This window comes from Sorangium sp. So ce145, from assembly GCF_051525985.1.
Lineage (GTDB): Bacteria > Myxococcota_A > Polyangia > Polyangiales > Polyangiaceae > Sorangium > Sorangium cellulosum_B.
Window position 1 is genome coordinate 261,369 of sequence record NZ_CP150315.1, and the last position, 21,744, is coordinate 283,112.

A 21,744-nucleotide genomic window follows, 5' to 3' on the forward strand; every position below is an offset into this window, starting at 1 on the left:
GGCGATCGCGGGCCTCTGCCCGGGGGCGACGCTTCCGTGCGACACCCGCGCTCACGCGAGCCGTCGGAGCTGCTCCAGCCGCCGCCGCGGCTCGATGTCGCGCCGCTTGATCTTCCCGGTCCTGAGCTCCTCGTAGGGCCCGCACACAGGCCGGTAATCGCACTGCGCGCACGCCCCCTCCGCCGGCATCGGCAGGAGGGCCGCCTTGTCGATCGCGTCCCCGATGATCCCCGCCACCTGGGCGGCCGCGTCGCGCGCCCGCGCGTCCAGGTAGATCGGCACCTCCGTGAATCCGCCGGCGGAGGTGCAGTAATAGAGCCGCCCGGACTCGACCTGCGTGCCCGGGGGCATGAGCTTCTCCAGCGCGAGCGCGTAGAGGACCGGCTGGAGCGTGCCGCCGCCGCTCACGACCGCGTCGCGCGGCGCCCGCGCCTTGCCCGTCTTGTAGTCGGTCGCTCGCATCGCGCCCCACACGCTCCGCTCGACGAGGTCGATCGAGCCCCGGAGCCGGACGCCGCAGTCGAGCTCCACGGGCGCGTCCGAGCTCCCCGGATCGCGGGTGGCGAGGCGGCGCGGCAGCCCGAACGACAGCTCGAAATGGATCGGCTCCCAGTCGCGGTCCTCCGCGGCGCGCCGCAGCCACTCCCGGAGGTCGGCCCGCACCGACGCGATGCCGTCGTCCCAGACGCGCCGGATCGCCGGCGCGAGCTCGTCCGCGTAGCGCGCGGCGACGCGGTCGAGCGCCCGATCGAGCTCGGCCCGAGCCTCGTCGAGCGCTGGCAGGCCGAGCGGCAGCTTGCCCGCGTCGCGCAGGGCGACCAGCACCTCGTAGAGCACGTCGTGCACGAGCCGGCCGCGCTGGAGCGGGTCGAGCTCCTCGATCGCCTCGGGCGCCGGGCGCGGGGCGAGCTTGTGCACGGCGTAGAGGAAGAAGCGGTAAGGGCACGCGGCGAAGTGCTGGAGGGCGGTCGGCGAGAACGACCTGCGCCCGAACGCGTGCTTCGCGAGCGCCTCGCGCGCCTCCGCGATCGGCTTGAACAGCCCGTCGGCGCTCGTCCAGCCGGGGATCCAGCGCCGCGCGCGGAACCGGAGCGCCCGCGCGAGGTGGGGGTTGGCGTTGAGCAGGTAGCGCGCGGTGCCGACCGTCTGCGCCTCCGGCAGGCTGAAGAGCGTCTCGAGGAGCGCGAGGTCGTGCTCGGCCGCGTCGATGGCGTCCTCGGGCCGCGCGGGCGCGGGCCAGCCGATGCGCGCGGCGCCGCCCTGCTCGGCGCGGCGCTCGAGCTCGCCGAAGCCGGGCAGCCTGCCCTCGGCCGCGCGCAGGAGCTCGAGGCCGTAGAACGAAGGCACCCGAGGCCGGGACTGATCCATGTCCACGCGCGGGTACGACACGACGAGCCGCTGCCGGGCCGCGCCGACCGCGAGCCGGAGCGCGAGGCGCTCGCGCGCCACGCGGTCGTCGCTCGTGTCGAGGCCCGAGTCGCCCCCGGCGATCGTCCGGCGGAGGGCGTCGCGGAGGATCGGGTCCTCGGTGACCTTTTGCGGGAAGATCCGCTCGGCGAGCCCGGGGACGAAGACCACGTCGAACGAGCGCCCGCGGGCGCCCTCGATGGGCGAGACGAAGAGGCGCCCGTCGCGGCGGGCGGCCGGGGGCAGCACGAGATCGGTGAGGCGGCGCGAGAGGCAGAGGCGGATCTCGCCGAGGTCCACCGGGCCGACGTGCGCCATCGGCGCGAGCTCGGCGAGCACGGCGAGCACGCGCTCGGGCCGCCGGAGCGCGCGCGTCGCGAGGGCCGAGAGGCGGCGCTGCCACTCGCCGAAGGTCGCGCGCTCGCCGGGGCCAGGCAGCGCCGCGAGCAGCGGCAGCGCGAAGGCGCGGAGGGCCGAGAGGTCGGCGAGCGTCCGCGCGATGCGCGCGGCGTCGCGGTCCTCGGGGGCGCGGGAGAGCGAAAGCCGGAGCTCCCGCTCGAAGCCCGAGAGCCGCGCCTCCCACCGATCGAGCCCGCCGATCACCGCCGCGTCGACGAGGATGCGCTCCCAGCGCCGCGGGGCGCGCAGGGTGCCGTCATGCACGGGGGCGCCGGGGCCCTGGGCTGTCGGATCGGGGCTCTGGGCTGTCGGATCGGTGTTTTGAGCTATCGGATCGGGGTTTGGGGTTGTCCGATCGGGATCGGGGACTGTCGGATCGTGGCTCTGGGCTGTCCGATCGGGGTTTGGGGTTGTCCGATCGGGGTTTGGGGTTGTCCGATCGGGGTTTGGGGTTGTCCGATCGGGGTTCTGGGCGGCCGGACTGGAGCTCTTCCCTGGCGGATCGAACCCGAGATCTTCCCCCGCCATGTCGTCGTCCGGTGGCGCCTCGTCGAAGCCGCCGCGCAGGAGCTCGGGGAAGAGGTCGTCGTCCGGCGGCACCCAGCGGTCGGCTTCGGGCGGCGCCGGCGGCGGCTCGCCCGCGGGCGTCGCGTCGGGGACCTGCCCGAGCGAGAGGTACTCGGCGAAGCGCGACGCCGACAGGTGCTCGGCGGCGCACGCGAGCAACGCGAGCAGCGCGCGGCCCGCCGGGTCGGGTTGCACCGAGCCCTGCGCGAAGTGCGCAGGGATCCCGGCCCGGCGCAGCGCCTCGACGAGGTGCGCGCGGTACTGCTCGGGCGCGCGCAGGAGGATCGCCATCCGCTCGAACGGCACGCCGCGGGCGGCCTCGCGCAGCGCGATGCGCGCGAGCTCCACGCACTCCCGGCTCTCGCCGGGCGCGGAGAGGATCTCGACCTCGTCGCCGAGCCCGGGGGCCTCGTCGGTCAGCGGGTCGAACAGGTGCTCCTGCAGGCGCGCGAGCGAGGTGCTTGGCGCGACCGGCGGCGGCTCGTCGCCCGCGCCGTCGTCGGCGCCGTCGTCCACGCCATTGCCCGCGCCGGCGCCGTCATGCGCGGCGGAGACCGCGGTCAGCGAGACCCGCCGCGGCGGCGATCGGAGCGCCGCCTGCAGGTGGCGCAGCGACGCGGCGTCGCCGGCCGGCACGGTGGCGAGCGCGTCCGGCGAGCGCGCGGCGATGGCCTCGAGGAGCTCGCGCTCCAGCGCGAACCGCACGGGCAGGTCGAGCAGGAGCATCGGCAGCCCGAGCAGCGGGTGGCGCGAGCGGGGGTCGCCGTCGTCCGCGGCCCGGGCGCGCTCGGCCGCGAGGCGCAGGACGATCGCGCGATCGGCGAGTCCCGCGTCGTCCAGGGCGGCGTCGAACGCGTGGGCGATGCGGTCGAGCTCGGCCGGCGCGAGCGCGTCCGGCGCGACGCCGGAGAGCCGCGTCTCCTCGAGCGTCCGCGCGACGGCGCGCGGCAGCCCGGGTCGATCCGCGACGCGGGCGAAGCGGCCGAGCAGCCCGTCCTGCGCGAGCCCGTCGAGGGTGCGCGCGCAGAGGGCCTCGATGGCGAGCGCGCTGGCCGGGACGAGGCCGCGCTCGGCGAGCGCCGGCATCGCGAGCGCGGCGGCGAGGCGCCCCAGGGTGAGCCGGTGCCAGCCGAAGGTGGCGCGGCGGCCGCGGATCGACGCGCGGGCGAGCTCGCTCACGGCCTCGACCGAGGCGCCGACGAGGAGCACGCGCTCCGCGGGGCGCCGGCGGCGCAGCCAGCCCACGGCCCGATCGAGGCGGGCGGCGGCGCTGGGGGAGGTGATGACGGCGTGGGGCACGGGGTGGCTCGAAAGGCGGCAGAGGGCGATGGCGATTCGGTGGACGGCCCCGAAAGGGGTGAGGGGGACTAGCAGCTGGGCAGTCTGCCGCCGGCTGCCATCGCTCAGCTCAGGTCCGGGAGCACATCGGCGATCGATGCCGCGACGATGGCCCGTTCATGCCACCGTTCCAGGATCTCAGGATCCTTCTCGCCCAGGATGCGCTCACGCGCGGCGTCCGGCACGGCGATGCCGCGGACCCGGAGCGCGGTCAGCACGGCACGCGCCGCCTCCTCGGCGCGCCCCTGGGCGCGCCCCTCGTCACGACCTTCCTTCCGCTCCTCGGCGCGGAGCTTCTGCTCGTACTCCTTGAACCACGCCCGGATCTCTGCACTCACATCGTCCTCCTCGTCGGTCGTCGGCTCCTGGATTCCGTGCCGGAAGTGTACCAGCAGCGGCGTGGCGACGCTCTTCTCCCAGGTATCGTCTGGCAGTGCCGCCAGATCCGTCAGCGCCTCGCGCAAGCGGCGGCCCGAGCCGAGCAGCCGCAGCATCAGCGTTGTACGCGTCCGGGGCAGCTCCGCGAGCACCACCACGCGCATCACCAGGCCCGGTACGGCGTGGTAGACGCCGGCTTGCACCGGCTCGCACCGGTAGGCGTCGAGCACCGTTTCAGGACGCCCCGGGCTGACGACGACCAGCGCAGGGAAGGCGACCGCCGGTTGCGGTGGCGTGTCGCTGTCCTCGTCCGGCGCGACGGAGCGCGCTGCAGAGCGGGCGCGGCGCTCGAGCTCGTGGTGCCATGTGAGCTGCTTGCGCAGGCAGCGCCGGACATGACGCAGGCTCGGCGTGCCGTGGAACGGTTCGAACAGGCTCGGCTCCGCCGAGAGCTCCGCCGAGCAGTCCCATGGCAGCGCGTTCGGACTCCCGCGCGGGATCAGGCACGCTGTAGACATCGATCTTCTGTGTCGCCGCCAGCACCTCGACCTCGGTCTCGGCCGCCGAGGCAAGGCTCAGCCCGTCCCGCAGCAAGCTCTTGGTGAACTGGTCGGAGCGGTTGTGCACTGGCGCGGGACTCTAATCGAACATCGCGGCATGTCCAGCCTTGTTCGATGCGAAGGGGCCAATCGGAAAGCCGCAATTTGCGCTGCGAGAGCAGAGCTGTGCACGTAATGCAGCGTGCGAGAACAAGCGCTTACCGGAAGGCAGAGCAAGTCGTGTGGAAATCCTTGTCGGCCGCACGGGATTTCCGGTCGGCTGTGGGGAATGAGCACGACGCGCAGCTCACGGCCTTCCAGGCCAGTACCTGACGACCGTGTGACAGTCGCCGACCTGCCAGCCCTTGGCGGCATCCCAGCGGAGCTTGAACACCTCCCCGCTGGCGTCGAACTCGTCATCGTATTCGCCTGCGGTGACCTGCAAGAGCTCCGCGTCCGGGCCCGTGCGGCGGAACGCCACCACCTGGAGCCGCGCGCTGTCGCCGGGCGAGTAGCGGAGCGAGGCCTCCGAGAACGCCCCGAGCTCCGTTAACGGCACTCCCACCTTGGTGCAGCCTCTCTTCGTGAACGGCTGCAGCTCCCCTAGCTCCGGAAAGCCAGCGACGCGGACGGATGGCCTGAGAAACCATCCGAGCGCAAAGGAAACGACGGCGACGCCGAGGACCAGGAGGTAGCGCAGCGTTGCGGATTGGAAGGAGATAGGCACGTCGTGTCCTGATGGGCTCAAGGCGTCTCTCTCGGTGGGATCAACCCCAGCATCGCCCCGGAACGAGGCTCGATGGGGCGTCAGCGGCGGCGGGGGGTGAAGCGGACGAACAGCCCTTCCGGCTTCATCGTGAACCCGAGGAGCTCCTTCACGGGCCGCGTCGGGTCGACCAGCGATACATCGAAGTCGCGCGCGACCATGGCGCCCACCATGGCGCTCTCGACCATCGAGAGCGCGCGCCCGGGGCAGACCCGCGGGCCGCTGCCGAAGGCGAGGGCGGCGCGCGGGTCGTGCTTGCCGGCGCCCGCCGGCCGCGGGGTCAGCCAGCGCTCGGGCATGAACGAGGCCGCGTCGTGGAAGTGCTCCTCCTTCAGGGCGATCTGCCGCGTCAGCAGGATCATCCGCGTCCCCGCCGCGAGCCGCAGCGAGCCGACCACCGTGTCCGCGCACGCCTCCATGAACAGGATCGGCGCCGCGGACTTCAGACGCAGCGTCTCCTGCGCCACCGCCCCGAGATAGCGCAGCCGCTGCGCGTGCTCCGGGTTCTCGGGCAGATCCGCGTCGCCGAGCTCGGCGTCGACCTCGGCCCGCATCCGCGCTTGCACGTCAGGGCGCAGCGCCATGAAGTGGAGCATCCAGGCCATCGTGTCGGCCGTCGTGTCCTCCCCGGCGAGCAGCAGCGTGAGCACGTTGCCGAGCACCTCCTGCTCCGACAGCCGCGCCTTCGGGTCGTCGGCGTCGCGCGCCACGAGCAACGCCTCCAGCAGGGAGCGAGGCGCCGCGGCCCGCGCCGGATCCCTGTCGAGCTCCGCGCGCGTCGTCCGGAGGATGTCCAGCATCCGCGTGCGCACCTCCGAGAGCGCCTGATCGAGGGCCCGATCGGCGGGCAGCTTGACGTGCCGCCAGTACGGAAATGGCGCGAAGACGCGGCGGTTGAGCGACGCGAAGACCGTCTCGAGCTGGTCCGACAGGGGGTCGGTGCCGTGCTCGATGAGGTTCATGTCGAGGCCGAACGCCACCGCGGTGGTGACATCCACCGTGTAACGGGCGAGGTCTCGCCGCGCGTCGACCGGCGCCCCCCGCGCGGCCGACGCGCGCCATCGCTCCCGGAGCCGGCGGGTGATCGTGGAGAGCGTGCCGTGGCTCTCGCGCAGCTGCCCGGCGGTGAACGCGCTCATCACGAGCCGCCGCTGCCGCGTCCACTGGTCGCCCTCGGCCGAGAAGACGCCGCCGAAGCCCATCTCGTCGATGAGCTCCTGCAGCGGGCTCCAGCGGCGGAACTCCTTCGGCCGCTCGCGCAGGATGCGCTGGACGAGCTCGGCGCTGCCGACGACGACGACCGGCGTGCGGCCGAGCCAGAAGGTGTAGAGATCGCCATACTTGCGGTTCCAGCCCTCGAGCGTGAGGTGGAACTGGCTGGGCCGGATCTCGAGGAGGTTGCCGAGCAGCGGCAACCTCCGCGGTCCTGGCAGCGTCGATAGATCGCGCATGCCCGCTGAAGGGGCGACTTCTGCTCTGGCGGTCTCCATGGTCTCCTTTCGAGAGAGCGAGAGCGGCCAGCGCTGGCGCCGCCGCGGTCGAGGTGCAATGTAGCTCGTCCTGGCGTGCGCGTGGGCGCTCGCCGGCGCGCAGGCCGCCTTCGTCACGCGCCGGCATCGCGAGCGCGGCGGCGAGGCGCCCCAGGGCGAGCCGGCGCATGACGAAGGTGGCGCGCCGGCCGCGGATCGACGAGCGCGCGAGCTTGCCGACGGCCGCGAGCTTGCCGACGGCCGCTGCCCCGCCCCCGGTCCTCCGCTATCGTGGCATCGGAGAGCGCGCGAGGGCCGCGACCGCGGCGCCATGCCCTCTCCGGAGCGGAGCGAACGTCCGCGCCGTCCCTCCAGCGGTGATCGCCTCGACGAGATCCCCCCGCTCGCGCGCCATTCCAGGACTCCCCGCCGCGCCCCGCGGCCCACACGCGCGCTCGCCGAGCATGGCGCTGGCACTGCGCTTGTTATGCCCCCCGCGCGCCCGCGGGTCCGAGCGGCGCCGAACCGCGGGCGCCTCCGCAATCCGCCGCTCTGGACACCATTTCTGGACGGAAAGGTTGCAGTATGAAGAATGCCATCCCGATCGCGATCCTGTGCCTCGGCGGGCTCGGCTGCGCGGACGCACCTCCCGGGGGCGACGGCGAGCAGCCATTGCTCACGTCCCGGCAGCGCATCATTGGAGGCGCTGTGGACACGACGCACGCCTATGTCGTGGGCGTGGGCAATCGGAACCGGGCGTACTGCAGCGGGACCGTCATCTCGCGGCGCACCGTGATCACGGCGGGACATTGCCACGGCGCGCTCACGCGCGTCTTCTTCGGCCCGACCCTCGGGCGGCGGTCGGAGAGCGTGCGGATCGAGACGTCGAGGAGGCACCCCGCCTTCGATCCCGCAACCCTCCAGAACGACCTTACCCTCATCCGGCTGGAGAGCGACGCGCCCGTGCAGCCCGCGCCCCTCCTGCGCGAATCGATGGAGAATACCACCTGGTACGTCGGGCCGGACTACACCTTCGTCGGTTACGGTGTTTCCGATGGCGTCGCGGGGACGGGGTTCGGCATGCGCCGCGCCGTGACGTTCCCCATCGTGGCCGTCGGCCCCGCCCAGGTCGGCGGGACGCCGGGGACGATCGACGCGACCCAGTTCTATTACCAGGTCCCCGACATGAACACGTGCGCCGGCGACTCCGGAGGTCCGGCGTTCCTCGTGCGCGGGGGCGTCGAGCGCCACGCCGGCGTGACCTCGTTCGGCGACGACCCCTGCACGCTGGACGGGGTGCAGGCGCGCACCGATCTCGACCAGATAGCTCGCTTCATCCAGCCGACGATCGACGAGTTCGAGGCGGACAACCCGTGCCGCGCGGACGGCCTCTGTGAGGCGGCGTGTGACGTCGGGCCCGAGATCGTCGACCCCGATTGCGCCGATCTCCACTGCGCCCAAGATGGGGTGTGCGCCCTCGCCTGCGCGTTCCCGGCCGACCCGGACTGCGCGCTCCGCGCCGGCGTGCAGGTGAGATGACTGGACAGGTGAAGGCCAGCGGGCGCCGGGCGCGCGCCGCGCCGCGAGGCGGAGATCAGGGCGTGTCGGCCGGGTCCGCCGGGTCGCTGCCGGCGCTCCGCTCGTCGCCGTCGAGGAAGCCGTCCTCGTCGCGATCGAGGCCGAGGCGGTAGCCCGAGCCCGGCGGCGCGCACGTGTAGGTCAGGGGTCGCCCCGTCGCGAGGGCGATCTGGCGGAGCACCGCGTCCGGGATCGGCGGCAGCGCCATCCGGTCGGCGACGAACTGCCCTGCTCCGGTGTGGAGGAAGCCGATCTCCTGCAACGTCAGGTGGCTCTTCGCCACGAGATCACACTCGCCGGCGTCCGCCCTGGCGATCAGGAGATCGATGCGCGGATCGGCGGCGGCCTGGTTGCCGTACGCGAGCGTGACCTGCTGGCCGACGATCGGCGCGACGTTCGAGTCGAAGGCGAGCAGGAACGACTCGAGCTGCCGGCGGACCGCGTCGCCCGCCGGCGAGTCCGGCAGGCCGTTCGGGTTGTCCGGGAAGGTGCCGAACTGGTTGGTGAAGCCGGTGAACGGCGAGAAGCCCATCCCGCGGAGGAACCGGAACAGCGTGTCGAAGCTCCCGTCGTGCAGGAAGCCGAACCCCCGCACCTGGTCTCCCTTGTGGTCGTTGTCGCCGGGCAGGATGCCGAACAGCGGGGCGGCCATCCCGAACATCCCGACCTTCTGGTACATGTTGCGCAGGTGCGGCGTCTTGATGAGCTGCGGCTGGAAGTCGAACGTCATGTTGCCGTTCGCTCCGAAGAATCCCGGCTTGTCGACGCCGGGATTGCCCTCCGGGTCGAGGACGTGACAGCCATTGCAGATGGCGGTGCCGTCCAGGTTGCCGCTCATGAAGGTGTCGCGCCCGGCTTGCTGATCCGGCGTGAGCGCGTTGTCCAGGCGGCGGATCGGGTTGGGCGGATAGGTCACCTGCAGGATGAAGTCCGCGAACGCCTCCATGGAGGCGGCCGGGATCGGGCCGCTCCGGCCGAGCAGGTCGGTGAAGCCGGCCTGGAACTTCATGAACGCGGCGCGCTCGTCGAACGAGCCGCTGTCCGGCTGCGCGGTGGGCGCGTCGTTGCCGCCCGTGCGATCGCCGCGCCAGTGCATGGGGCCGTGGTTGGCCATGCCGCGCAGGCTCTGGGTCGTTGTCGGGCCCTTCATCGGGTGGAACTCCCGGGGCATCGGCTGCTGCGTGAAGAGGTTGAGCAGCGGGCCGACGAAGGGGCCCGGGTTGGTCGTGACCGGCTCGTCCGGATTGCCGAGATCCCACCCGAGGCTGTCGAAGTCTCCGAAGATATGGCAGCTCGCGCACGAGGAGTCGCCGTGCGCCGAGCTCGTGCGCGCGTCGTAGAGGAAGCGCCGCCCGAGCGCGACGCTCGGCGGCTCGGGGCTGTACATCGCGACGTGCGCTGTCTCGGTCCGGGTCGCCGTGTCGACGATCGAGATGGAGTTGTCGAAGCGGGTCAGCACGAACAGCTGGCCTCGCGCCTCGTCGAGCGCGAGCCCCGACGGGCCGCCGCCGCTCACCTCGATGTGGTCGGAAGCGTCGGGCACGAACGTGTCGCTCTCGAGCGCGGCCGTGCCGAGCACGCCGACCTTGCTCGACCCGAGCGCGGCCACGTAGAGCGTCGCGCCGTCGCTCGTGACCGCCATGTCGACCGGCTGGGCCAGGCTCGCCTCGCTCTCGGCGTTCGGCGTCGGGGCGCAGCAGACCGAGTAATCGATGTGTTTGTTGAGGTGCCGGGGCGCGACGCGCGGGGGAGCGTTGCCGGGGCGGAGCACCGTGATCCGGCTCTCGTGGAGGTGGCCCCGCAGGCTCTGCCCGGCGAAGACGCCAGGGCCCTCGAACCGCTGCTCGTTCCGCGCGTCGGTGTTGGAGACGTAGACCTTCCCGTTCACCGGGTTGACGACCATGTTGAAGAGGATCGTCCCGACGCCGGTGAAATGGCCCGAGGGCCCGGCGATCGGCCTCGGAGGGTTCGCCATGGCGTTGATGGCGAACACGTCCTTGTCGGGCAGCGAGAGCCGCACCGTGTCGTCCCAGGTGCGGCCGAGCTCGTCGACCCAGTGCGCGCCGTCGAACTTCACGATGAGGCTGACCTCGGGCGCCGGGGCGCCGAACGCGTTGGTCATCGGGCCCGGCGAGCCGCCGTTCGCCGCGCCGCCGTCGGGCACGAGCAGCTCGGTGACGACGGTGCTCCGGTTGCCCGAGTGGAAGCCGGCGGCGTAGACGCGCGCGCCGTCGGGCGTGGCGGCGAGCGCGCGCGGCGTGTCGGTGAAGAGCGTGAGGATCGCGAGCGGCTCGCCGCCGAGCGACGAGCCCAGGTGGTTCGCGTCGAACACCCAGACGTCGGCCCGGCCCACGCCGGGCGTGGTGAGCTCGGGATCGTTCGGGTTGTTCTGGCCGCGGTGCGCCGCCGTGATGAACGCGCGGCGCCGCCCGGGGCCCGCAAATACGATGTCTCTCGGCTCATCGCCCACGAGCAGCGTGCGCTCGACGCGGCCGCCGTATCCGCCAGGGGACAGCCCGACGACGCTGACGCTGTCGGACAGGTGGTTCACGACCCACACCTCGGTGTCGCTCCGCGCCGCCACGGCGACCGGATCCAGCCCGACCGGTATCGAGCTCCGGTGGACCAGCGCGCCGTGATGGACGCGGAAGACCTCGAGGCGGCCATCCGGCGTGTTGAGCGCGAAGAGCAGGTTTCCGCTGGGAGAGAGCGCGAGCGGGCGCACCTGCCCGCTCTCGAAGAGCGTATAAGACGACGCGGCCAGGGCGGGGGCGCTGGCCGCGAGGACGAGAGAGGACGTCGCGGCGGACAAAAGACCGCCGGCGACCCTTCGCAGGGCGAACGGTGACTTCATGGGACCTCCTCGAGAAAGCGACTTCAGGAGCGATCGGGGATCAGATGATCATTGAACAACTAACACGGACACGCTCTTTGGGGATCCAGGAAAGAGCGTTTATGTTTCAATGTTGAAATGCGCGCGGCGCACAGCGCACAGCGCACACCGCCCCACGATCATGACGCTTTCCCGCTTTTCAGGGGTGCAGCGCGTCATGAGGCAAGCATTGAATGGCGACGCGCGCAGCCCTCCGGCGCACCCGGGCGACGGGTGGTGAGCCCATGTGCGTTCTGCGCCGGCCGCGGAGCGCGACGCTACTTCTTTGCCGTCACGTACCGGAAGTCGCACCGCTCGGCGCCCGTGCCGAGGGTGCCCGTGCGGCGGAGCTCGATGCCGTGGAGCTCTTTCACCTTGAGGTCGTCGAGGCGGCAGATCATGGGGACGATCTCCGGCGCGCCGTGCCGCCGCGCGAACGCCACGATCGGGCACGCGTGCACGTCGAAGGCCAGGAGCGCGCCGGTGCCGCTGGCCTCGTCGAAGCGAATGCCCTCCGGCTCGTCCGCGCGCAGGGTGATCATGAGCAGGCTCCGCGCTGGTTTCAGCCGGAACACCACGTCCATCGCGGCGCCGAGGAGCGGGCTCCGGTTCAGCTGTGTGCGGTAGAAGGCCAGCAGCATGCCCTCGGCGAGGCGCAGGGCCGGCTCCCGATCCACGCCGAGGTCGTGCAGGAGCGCCTGGTAGATCGCGAGCACCGGCGGGCCGAGCTCGAAGAGCTTGCGATTCGTGCTGCTCCGGAACCGCGGCATCGTCGCCTCCAGCGCGAGATACCGCTCCTTGGCGTGCGTGTGGAGCTCCGCCGCACAGGCTTCGCCGAGCTCGCGCGTCGCGATGACTCGGCCTTCCGCAAGGATCTGCGCGAGACGTTCGGACGGCGACGACATGCCGGAAATTTACCATATGCGGCGCCGTGGCAAGCCTCCTTGTGGGAGCTCTGTGTCGGAGTGGCCGGCTGAAATGGGCTGCTGGCCGGCCAATCGACTGGCCGGCCAGCAGGCCAGTCCGATCCGCGGGCGGGGCCTATTCCAGCCAGCCTGTGCGGCCAGAGGGTCAGCGATGCTCCTGCAAGCGGGGGAGTTCGGTAGGGACGCAATATGGCTCTGCCGGGATGCGCGGAGCGCCGGACAGGGCGTCTGGTGAAATGAGGCAGAAACCTCTCAGCAACAGGCCCAGTCGGCTCCCGGGCGGCGATGCGCTCGCGGGCTCGGCAGGAGCCGGGCGTCCGCCTGTGCGGCGCTACGGCGCTGCCGGTCCCCACAGCCCGGGCACGCGCGTCCCGCAGGAAGGGCACGCGCCGCCGGAGAGGAGGACCTGCTGCGTCTCGTAGTTGAACCGCCGCACCACGACCTCGTGGCAGGCGGGGCAGCGTGTATGCGAGAGCTCGCGGACGCGGTCGGCCACGTTGCTGACGTAGACGTACTTCATCCCCCGCGCGTAGGCGACGCCCGCCACGTCCACGAGGAACGCCGGGTCCGTCGTCATGCGATCGCGCATCTTGTAACGCGGGTAGAAGGCGTTCAGGTGCCAGGGGATGTCGGGGTCGACCCCGGCGATCTCGGCGCCGAGGGCGCGGAGGCCGGCCGCCTTGTCGTTGAAGCCGGGGACGACGAGCGTCACGACCTCGACCCAGTAGCCGAGGCGCCGCGCCTCGCCGATCGCCGCGAGCACCGGCTCGACGCGGCCGCCGAGCGTCCGGTATTGATCCGCGCTCCACCCCTTCAGGTCGACGCGGAACACGTCGGTGACCGGGCGCATGTACGCGAGCGCCTCGGGCGTCGTGTTGCCATCCGAGATGAGCGCCGTGACGAGCCCCCGCCGCTGCGCCTCGGCGAAGACGGCGCGCGCCCACTCGGCGGTGATCATCGGCTCGTTGTAGGCGCTCGCGAGCACCCCGCAGCCCGCCGCGACGGCCACCTCGACGAGATCCGCGGCGCTGATGTCGATGGGCTCGCCGTCGCCCTCCGGCTCGCGGAGGGCCTGGGAGACCTTCCAGTTCTGGCAATAAGGACAGCGCAGGTCGCACCCGAACATCCCGAAGGTGAGGGACCTCGCGCCGGGGCGCACATGGAAGATCGTGTTCGTCTCGACCGAGCGCACGTAATGGCGCGCGACGTAGCCGAACGGGACGCGCAGCTCGCCGTCCTTCTCGAAGCGGATCCCGCACGCGCCCGCCCGCCCCGGCGCGAGCACGCAGCGGTGCGCGCACGCGGTGCACCGGAGATACCCCTCCTCGGGACCGGGCTCGTAGAGCGCGCCCGGCACGGTGCGGCGGGCGAGCTTCGCCGTGAGGGGCTCGCCCATGGCGCCGCCCTCGCCAGGCCCGGCTGCGGCGCGCTCGCCCGCGGGCTCGTTCGCGGCGCCGCGAACGAGGTCCTCCACGCGGACGTGCGGGCGGGCGCCCGGATCGAGCGCGTCGAGCGGAGCGTCAATCGCTGCTTTCGGGGCGCTGCGTCCGTTCGTCTCCATGGGAGAGCGGGCATCGCTAGCATCGCAGCCGCGAAAAACAAGGGCCTTGTGGTGCGGTGGCGTGGCGGCGCAGCTGTGGGCAGCGGCGCGGTAGAGCGGCGCTGCGGCGGGCAGCGAGGTGGCCCGGCGCGGGAGCGCTCTTGTCAGGCCGGCAGCGCGAAAGCGCCCTGCGCGAGCCGATCGAGCTCGTCCTGGCCGAGCTCGCGCTCGCCGGCGAACGCGATCCCCACGACGGCGCGCACGCTCGCGGAGGCGTCGCGCACGGGCAGCGCCACCGCCGCCTGCGCCGCGACCGCCCTGGCCCCGGGCCGCACGTCGCCGGACGTGTCCGTCTGCAGGTTGCACGTCTGCACGGGCTGGTCGCGCTCCCAGGCGAGCCCGGCCATGCCCTTGCCCCGCGGGACGCGGCGCGTGATCTCCTGCACCTTCTCGGGGATGTTCACGGCGGCGGCCAGCGCGAGCGCATCGCCCTCGACGAGGTGCACCGTGCCAGCGATACCCCCGTTGTCGGCGACGAAGCTCCGAAGCCACGGCTCCAACGACTCTCGGCGCGCATGCATGCTCGCACCTTCGACCGTCGCGGGGCCTGCGTCAACCCGGGGCAGCTCGCGGGACACGCCGGCGCTGCGTCAGGCCTCGTCCTTCACCCGCTTGGGCCAGCGCACGATGAAGGTCGCTCCTGCGCCTGGGCGCGACGAGACGGACACGCTCCCTCCGCGGCTCTGCACGATCTTCTTCACGACGGAGAGCCCTATCCCGGTGCCTTCCACCTTGTCGCGCGACTCGAGCGTATGAAAGAGATCCCAGATGCGCTCGTGGTACTCGGGCGCGATGCCGGGCCCGTTGTCGCTCACGGCGAACTCGACGTAGGCACCGGCGTCCTCACACGTCACCTCGACGCGCGCGTCGCTGCGGCGCGCGTGCTTCAGGGCGTTGCTGATGAGGTTCTGGAATACCTGCTGCATCGGGACGCGCTCCGCGGCGATCGTCGGCATCCCTGGCGCGATGTCGACCCGGGCGCCCTCGGGCGGCGAGAGCAGCTCGACGACCTCCGCGAGCAGATGGCCGGTGTCGACGCTGACCACGTCGCCGCGCAGGCGCCCTGCCCGCGAGTAATGGAGGATCCCGTCGATGAGCGCCTCGAGGCGGCGCACGCGCCCGCGCAGGAGGTGGATGTGCTCCTGCGTCTCACCGTCCAGCTTCCCGGCCAGCGACTCCTCGATCCACTCGGACAGGTTCGCGATCCCCCGGAGGGGCGCCTTGAGGTCGTGCGAGGCGACGTAAGCGAACTGGTCGAGCTCCTGGTTCGTCTTCGCGAGCGCCGCGATGAGCTCCTCTCGGTGCTGGCTCAGCTGCTCGATGCGGCGCCGCGCGAGCACCTGATCGGTGATCTCGAAGGCGACCACCATGACGCCCGAGACGGCGCCGGAGGGGTCGCGGATGGGCTGAGCGACGTAGTTGAAGACGGCCTCGTTCACCGCGCCGCCGCGCCGGACGGGGATGCTCAGCTCGGTCATGCGCAGCGGCTGGCCGGCCTCGATCGCGCGGTCCAGCATCGCGATCGCCTCGTGCTCGCCGAGCTCCGGGAACGCCTCGCGCACGCTCTTCCCGACGAGGTCCCGCCGGCCGACCATCTCGCAGTACGGCGGGTTCGCGACCTCGTAGCGGTGCTCGGGGCCGGCGAACACCGCGATGGGGACCGGCGCCTGCATGAAGAGGTCGTACAGCCGCTCGCGCTCGCGCTCGGCCGCTGCCCGCAGCCGGGCGAGCTGGAGGTGCGTGGCCACGCGGGCGACGAGCTCGCGCGCGGAGAACGGCTTGGGGAGGTAGTCGTCCGCGCCCGCCTCGAGCCCCTCGACGCGCGACTCCTCCCCGGCGCGCGCGGAGAGCATGACGACCGGGACACCCCTCGTGCGCTCGTCCGCGCGCAGCGCGCGGAGCAGGCCGAAGCCGTCGAGGTTCGGCATCATCACGTCGGTGAGCACGAGAGCCGGCGGGCTGCGGCGCGCCGACGCGAGCGCCTCGGCGCCGTCGGCGACGGCCTCCACCGTCCAGCGCTCGCGCAGCACCCGCCCGACGTACTCGCGCATATCGGCGTTGTCGTCCGCCAGCAGGACGCGCCCCGCCGGCCCGGCCTCGAGCGCGGCGCCGTCGGACGGCGTCCACGCCGCCGGGGCGAGGTGCTCGACGGCGTTATCGCCCTCTGCGCCGGGGGGCGAGTCGCCCTCCGCGCCGGGGGACGAGTCGCTCTCTGCGCGGGGCAGCCAGCGGAGCGCCTCCTGCACGAAAGGCGCCGCGCCCGTCGTCGTCGACGCCAGCGTGCGCGCGGCGTTCACGCGGTCCTTCGGCAGGTGCCCGGCCCCGCGAGGCAGGGAGACCGTGAACGACGTCCCCACGGAGAGCTCGCTCGTGACGTGGATGGTCCCGCCGTGGAGGCGGACGAGCTCGTGGACGAGCGCGAGCCCGATCCCGGACCCCTCGTGCGTGCGGGATCGCGCGCCCTGGACCCGATGGAACCGCTTGAACAGGTGCGAGAGCTCGCGTTCCGGGATGCCCGTCCCGGTGTCCCGCACGGTGAGGTCGGCGCGATCGCCGTGCGCGCGGAGCGAGATCGAGACCGTCCCCTCGAACGTGAACTTGAGCGCGTTCGAGAGGAGATTGAGGACGATCTTCTCCCACATGTCGTGATCGACGTAGATGGGCTCGGGCAGCGCCGGGCAATCGACCTCGAAGGCGATCCCCGCGCGTTCCATCGCCGAGCGGAAGGCGCTCGCGAGATCCGCGGTGAGCGCGGAGAGATCGGTCGGCTCGTACGACGCCTGGATCCGGCCCGCCTCGATGCGCGAGAAGTCGAGCAGCGCGTTGACCAGCTTGAGGAGCCGGACCGCGTTGCGGTGTGCGGTCTCGAGATCCGCGCCCGACAGGCTCCGCTCCGCCGACGCGAGGGCGTCCTCGAGCGGCCCGAGCATCAGCGTGAGGGGCGTGCGGAACTCGTGGCTCACGTTGCTGAAGAACGTTGTCTTCGCGCGATCGAGCTCGGCGAGGGCCTCCGCCCGCCGCTTCTCCTCCTCGTACGCCTGCGCGTTCGCGATGCTGGCGGAGATCTGGCCGGCGACGAGGTGGAGGAAGCCGCGGTAATCGTCGTCGAAGAGGCGGAACGGATTCAGCCCGACGATCAGGACCCCGGCGCGCCCCGTCTCGCCCGAAGGGGAGATCGCGAGCGCGGCCGCCCGCGTCGGCGGCCTTTGCCATGCGCCGGTCGGGAGATCGCGGAGGTGAGTCGGTATCTCGACGACGCGGCAGGACTCGTGCTCTCGCAGCACCGCGGCGAGCGGCCACGGCGACGCGTCCGTGAGCGCGATCGTCTCGGGGGCCGCGGCGTGCCCCCGCTCGAACCCCGTGCTGCCCGCGAGCTGCACGCGCCGCCGGTCCGGGTCGACGACGTAGAGGAGCGCGAACGGGAGATCCTTCGCGTTGGTCGCGAGCGAGCTCGCGACCAACGCGCACACGTCTTCCCACGAGCGCCCGTGCGCGGTCCGCGCCGTGAGGTCGCGGAGGAGCGAGAGCTGCCGCTCTCCGATGATTCGCCGCGTGTCCTCGGTATTGGCGCAGAGGATCCCGCCCGTGCCGCCCTGATCGTTCGGCACAGGGCTGTAAGAGAACGTGTAGTACGTCTCCTCCTGGTAGCCGTTCCGCTCCATGATGAGGAGGAGCGCCTCGTCGTAGGTGCCCTCGTCGCGGCGCATCGCGGACGCGGCGCGCGGCCCGACCTGGCCCCAGATCTCGCGCCACACGACGGACGCGGGCTGCCCGAGCGCCTCGGGGTGCTTGCCGCCGACGATCGACTTGTAGGCGTCGTTGTACAGATTGATGAGCGAGTCGCCCCACCAGACGAACATCGGCTGGCGCGACGTCAGGACGATGCGCACGCACGTCTTGAGGCTCTGCGGCCACGACGAGACCGGCCCGAGCGGCGTCTTCGACCAGTCGATCGCGCGCATGCGCGCGCCCATCTCGCCTCCGCCGGCGAGGACCGCGCGAGCGTCCGCGCGATCCGGCGGCGGGCCATCCAGCTCGAGCGACATGGGCCCTTTGTAGCGTGCTGTGGGTGGCGGGAGAAGGGCAGAAAAATAATGTGTTTGGGTTGCCCGGGTGATCCGCCGCACCCCGGAGGGGCCGGTGGGCCGGCGCCGCTCACGGCGGCGCGTCGAGCACCGCGCGCAGCGCCCGGCGCGCCACGTCGGGCGAATAGCCCTGGCGCGCGAGGAAAGCATAGAGCTTCTGCCGTTGCTCCGCCGGAGCGAGCCCCGAGAGCGAGCGGAGCTTCTTGCGCGCCGCCCGCTCGGCCACGGCGGACTCGTCCGTTCCCTCCTCGGCCATGACCTGCCGTATGGCCGCGTCCGCCACGTCGCGCGAGACGCCTTTGCGAGCGAGGTCCTGCTCGATCCTGCGGCGCGACCGGGGCTTGCCGACGATGCCGGAGCGCGCCTTGGCCTCCGCGAAGCGCGCGTCGTCGAGCAGCCCGCTCGAGGTGAGGCGCTCGATCGCGGTCGTCACGTGCTCCCTGGGCTCGCCCTTCTCGATCAGGCGCTTCTCCAGCTCCCTGGCCGATCGCGCCCGGAACGACAGGAGCCGCAGCGCCCGCTCGTAGGTCTTCTGCTCGCCCGCGGCGGTCTTCCGGGGCGGCTCCGCCGCGGCCCCGGGGCTGTCCTGGCCGGGGGTCAGGCCGGCGGCGGCCTGCTCGGGCACCGTGGCGAAGGGGACCCCGTCCACCAGGATGACGACGTGGCCGGGCTTGTCGGGCGAGGGGACGATTCCCGTGATGAGCGGCATGCGCGAGGGACGATGGCGCACCTGGCGCGGGCCGCAAGCGCCCGCTCACCCCGCCTGCTTCCCGCCGCGGCGGGGCGCCTGCGGGCTCACCTCACGGATCGAGCACGAGCACGCCGAACGCCTCCGGGACATGGAAGTTCGGCTTGCTCGTGCGGGGCGGGCTCCACGCGAGGTAGTGCCGTGGGTCCTTGCCCTCCATCCGGTACAGGTTCATGGGCAGCCGCGCGTTCGGGGCGAGCGCGCCGACGATCCCCGGCGCGGCCAGCAGCGCCTCGATGACGGCCGTGCGCGCCCGCGCGTCCTGGCTCGTCGCGATCGTCGCGCCGCTCGACCACGCGGTGTCTTCCAGGCGCGCGTCGCGGTCGATCGCGATATCGAAGAAATGGCCGAACGGCCCGATCTCCACCTCGAAATACCGCCTCGGCGAGCTCGGGGCCGGCGTCAGGAAGAGCTCGATGCAATCCTCTTTATAAAGTCCCTTTCGCTCCGTGCCGACGGGCTTCGAGTGATCCGTGTTGAGCCCCGCGTTCGAGAGCTCGAAGAGCGCGTGGAGCCCTTGCTTCGACCAGAGGAAGCGCGCCCGCGTGGGGAACCCGGTGGGCTTGCCGGCATAGTCGGTGTCCCACAACACGGCCTTCGCGCGGCTCCAGGCCGCGTCGTCGGCCTTCCCGTCGAGCACGACCTGCTCTCCCGGCGGAAGCGGCGACGCGTGCGCCTCCGGCTTCGCGGGGCCTCCGCTCGGCTCGGCGCCCTGCTTCCCGTCGGGCGCCTTCTGCGAGGCCGGCGGCGCGGGATCGAGCGCCTTCGCGGGCCCGCCGGGCAAGGGCGCCTGTCCGGGCTCCCAGTCGAGCCGGAAGGGCGCCATCGCCTTGTAATGCACGGGCCTCGGGCTCTTCAGGAGATCTGCCCCGTCTCCCGTGATCGCCGTCGCCTTGAGATCCAGCCCGAACCGCTTCGCCGCGGCGTCGATGAGCGGCGAGGTCCGGTGGCCGCCGAGCTCGCGCGCGAGCGCGGGGCTGTTCCACACGCCGAGGAGCTCCGCCGCCACGCGGTCGACCCGCACCGGGTTCGTGCCGCCGACCGCCACCATCTCCGACGTGGGGTGGAGGACCTGGAAGCCGTCTCCGCCCATCGCCGGCGCGCCGTCGCCGAGCACCGCGTCCGGCGCGGATATCTCGAGCACGTCGACCATCCGCTCGGCGAAGACGCGGAGCGAGGATAAGTAAAGAGCTCTATCCTCCTGGCCAGCGGCCTTCGTGTCCAGGTACGCCTTGAGCTCCCTGTGCATCCTCCACTTCTGCTTGTAGGCAGGCGCGCTGTCCGACAGCATGACCGTGCCCTGCATGCCCTTGATACCGACGGAGATGACCGAGTACCGGTGCATCTTGAGCCGGGGGAGCGACAGGAAGAGCCCGTGGTCGAGGTGCTCGGCCAGCACCTTCGGCATCAGCAGCGTCGGGACGTGGGTCGCCTGGATGCCGCGGATGGCGAGGGGCTTTCCGGGCCTGTCGCCGGCGACATCGTAGACCCCGTCGTCGTCCATCGCGACGAGCGCGGCGCCCTCCTCGGCGGCCATCGCCTCATAGCCGGTGCGCTGCGCGATGTCCTTCCAGAACTTGTGCGAGTGGCCGCAGCCCTCGGCGATCGTGATCTTGGTGTGCCCGCGCGCCTTGAGGCACTGGACGACGCCTCGAACGAACTCCGGCTGGGTGATCCGGCCGGTCACGCCGTCGTCGCCCTTCGACTTTGCAGGGTCCTTCACGCTGTCGAACCCGCAGATGTTGGGCTTGAGGAGCACGGGAGTCGCCGCGGGGCGCCTCGGCACCACGGCCTCGCAGATGCGCTTGCCGAGCTCCAGGGGACCCTGGCCGCGGAGCACGGTGACGGGCGAGTCGTCGGCCTTGATGCGCTCGACGTGCCGCTTCCTGAGGGCGGCGCCGTCGATGCTGTCGGACGCGATCACCGAGGGCCCGGACTCGTACCGCTGCGACGCGCCCGCGACCACGTCGCTCGACGCGCTCGGGATCGCGGTCGGCACGGCGGGGTGCGCGGAGGCGGCCGCGAACGAGGAGGCGGTCTGCGCCGGCGCGGGCGCCGGCGAGGACGCCGCCGCGTCGGGCGGCGGCTGCGCGGCGGCGGGGCCGCCGTCGCCGGGACCGCCGCCCGGCTGGCGTTGCCGGTCCCCGCAGCCCGAAAGGACGGCGACCAGCGCCGCGATCGCGAGGGAAGAGCGCCGCGCCCGGCGGCCGTGGATCGCCCGTGTCGTGTTCATGCTCGCGGAGCACGATGGGGCGAAACGACGGCGGCGAGAAGCAAGAATCTTGATACAGCTCATGTATTCCAGTGCAGGCGCGGAATGAACGGATGTGTGGCCCTTCTGGCGTGGAATTTACTTCCAATAAAGAAGTCTCGCGAATGGGGGATGGGATGAAATCTGTTTCTGGCGTGTTCTCGGCCGTGATCGTGACGACCCTGCTGGCGCTGTCCGCGTGCGGCGGCAGCGTCGACGACGAGGGAAATAGCAAGGAAGAAGGCCCCTCCTGCGGGCTGGTCGCGGCGTGCGGCGGCGATCCGACAGGAAGCTGGACGATGGATGAGGCGTGCCTGGATCCCTCGATGTTCGAGGACCTCAACAAGGGGTGTGACGGGGAGATCGACATCAGCGGCATGGTGGTGAGCGGACGCGCCGAATTCCGGGCCGATAACACCTATGTCACGACCATCACGCATCAGGGGCCGATCAAGGCGGTGTACCCTGCGGCGTGCCTCGCGGCCGAGGACATCCCGATCACGTGCGCGCAGCTCAGCGTGAAAATGCAGCGGGCCGCGGCTGGGAAGGAGTCGCCCCTCACCTCGGCGGAGTGCGCTCATGCGGGCGCCGACTGCGCGTGTACGTTTGTCTTCGGGCGGATCACGACGCCGTCGACGGGCACCTGGTCGGTCTCCGGATCCATCTTGACCCTCGAGCCCGAGGGCGCGGAGCCCGAGGAGAACCCGTTCTGCGCGCAGGGATCCTCGTTCACCAGAGGCTTCCCGGTATCGGCGGGAGCGGACGCCTCGGGGCCCATCCAGCACTACATGCGGTTCACGAAGGAGTGAGCCGCGGGGAGC

Annotated in this window: 13 protein-coding genes; 2 read left to right on the forward strand and 11 right to left on the reverse strand. The window is 72.0% G+C overall.

The window, feature by feature from the left end; translation table 11 throughout:
- Positions 1–51: 51 nt before the first annotated feature.
- The 4 genes from WMF34_RS01025 to WMF34_RS01040 form a co-directional block, all read right to left on the reverse strand.
- Positions 52–3,672: a PD-(D/E)XK nuclease family protein gene (locus WMF34_RS01025; RefSeq protein WP_437992122.1), complete on the reverse strand. Its 3,621-nt coding sequence runs from the start codon at positions 3,670–3,672 to the stop codon at positions 52–54.
- A 104-nt stretch (positions 3,673–3,776) separates the two neighbouring features.
- The gene (locus WMF34_RS01030) at positions 3,777–4,607 is read right to left on the reverse strand and encodes a hypothetical protein (RefSeq protein ID WP_437992123.1); all 831 of its coding nucleotides are present in this window, start codon (positions 4,605–4,607) and stop codon (positions 3,777–3,779) included.
- Positions 4,608–4,935: 328 nt separating this feature from the next.
- Complete coding sequence (locus tag WMF34_RS01035; RefSeq protein ID WP_437992124.1) at positions 4,936–5,193, reverse strand: hypothetical protein; 258 nt, start codon at positions 5,191–5,193, stop codon at positions 4,936–4,938.
- A 242-nt stretch (positions 5,194–5,435) separates the two neighbouring features.
- Complete coding sequence (locus WMF34_RS01040; protein WP_437992125.1) at positions 5,436–6,884, reverse strand: cytochrome P450; 1,449 nt, start codon at positions 6,882–6,884, stop codon at positions 5,436–5,438.
- A gap of 564 nt (positions 6,885–7,448) precedes the next feature.
- Here WMF34_RS01040 and WMF34_RS01045 point away from each other — a divergent pair.
- Positions 7,449–8,402 (forward strand): S1 family peptidase, encoded by a 954-nt coding sequence (locus WMF34_RS01045; RefSeq protein ID WP_437992126.1) that lies wholly within the window; start codon positions 7,449–7,451, stop codon positions 8,400–8,402.
- Positions 8,403–8,457: 55 nt separating this feature from the next.
- Here WMF34_RS01045 and WMF34_RS01050 read toward each other — a convergent pair whose 3' ends face one another.
- The 7 genes from WMF34_RS01050 to WMF34_RS01080 form a co-directional block, all read right to left on the reverse strand.
- Positions 8,458–11,295 carry a hypothetical protein gene (locus WMF34_RS01050; RefSeq protein WP_437992127.1) on the reverse strand — a complete coding sequence of 946 codons (2,838 nt, stop codon included), beginning with the start codon at positions 11,293–11,295 and terminating at the stop codon, positions 8,458–8,460.
- Positions 11,296–11,591: 296 nt separating this feature from the next.
- Positions 11,592–12,218: an L-2-amino-thiazoline-4-carboxylic acid hydrolase gene (locus tag WMF34_RS01055; protein ID WP_012232838.1), complete on the reverse strand. Its 627-nt coding sequence runs from the start codon at positions 12,216–12,218 to the stop codon at positions 11,592–11,594.
- Positions 12,219–12,570: 352 nt separating this feature from the next.
- On the reverse strand, positions 12,571–13,800 hold the full coding sequence (locus WMF34_RS01060; RefSeq protein ID WP_437992128.1) for a radical SAM protein: 1,230 nt from the start codon (positions 13,798–13,800) through the stop codon (positions 12,571–12,573).
- A 143-nt stretch (positions 13,801–13,943) separates the two neighbouring features.
- Positions 13,944–14,360 carry a GAF domain-containing protein gene (locus tag WMF34_RS01065; RefSeq protein ID WP_437992129.1) on the reverse strand — a complete coding sequence of 139 codons (417 nt, stop codon included), beginning with the start codon at positions 14,358–14,360 and terminating at the stop codon, positions 13,944–13,946.
- A 69-nt stretch (positions 14,361–14,429) separates the two neighbouring features.
- Entirely contained in the window at positions 14,430–17,885 is a 3,456-nt protein-coding gene (locus WMF34_RS01070) for an ATP-binding protein (protein ID WP_437992130.1), read from the reverse strand.
- 109 nt (positions 17,886–17,994) lie between these two features.
- Positions 17,995–18,633: a regulatory protein RecX gene (locus WMF34_RS01075; RefSeq protein WP_012232842.1), complete on the reverse strand. Its 639-nt coding sequence runs from the start codon at positions 18,631–18,633 to the stop codon at positions 17,995–17,997.
- Positions 18,634–18,724: 91 nt separating this feature from the next.
- Positions 18,725–20,905: a DUF362 domain-containing protein gene (locus tag WMF34_RS01080; protein WP_437992131.1), complete on the reverse strand. Its 2,181-nt coding sequence runs from the start codon at positions 20,903–20,905 to the stop codon at positions 18,725–18,727.
- Between the two features lie 155 nt (positions 20,906–21,060).
- Between WMF34_RS01080 and WMF34_RS01085 the strand changes: the two genes are divergently transcribed.
- A complete protein-coding gene (locus tag WMF34_RS01085; RefSeq protein WP_437992132.1) occupies positions 21,061–21,732 on the forward strand; it encodes a hypothetical protein in 672 nt (223 codons plus the stop codon).
- The last annotated feature ends 12 nt before the right edge of the window (positions 21,733–21,744 follow it).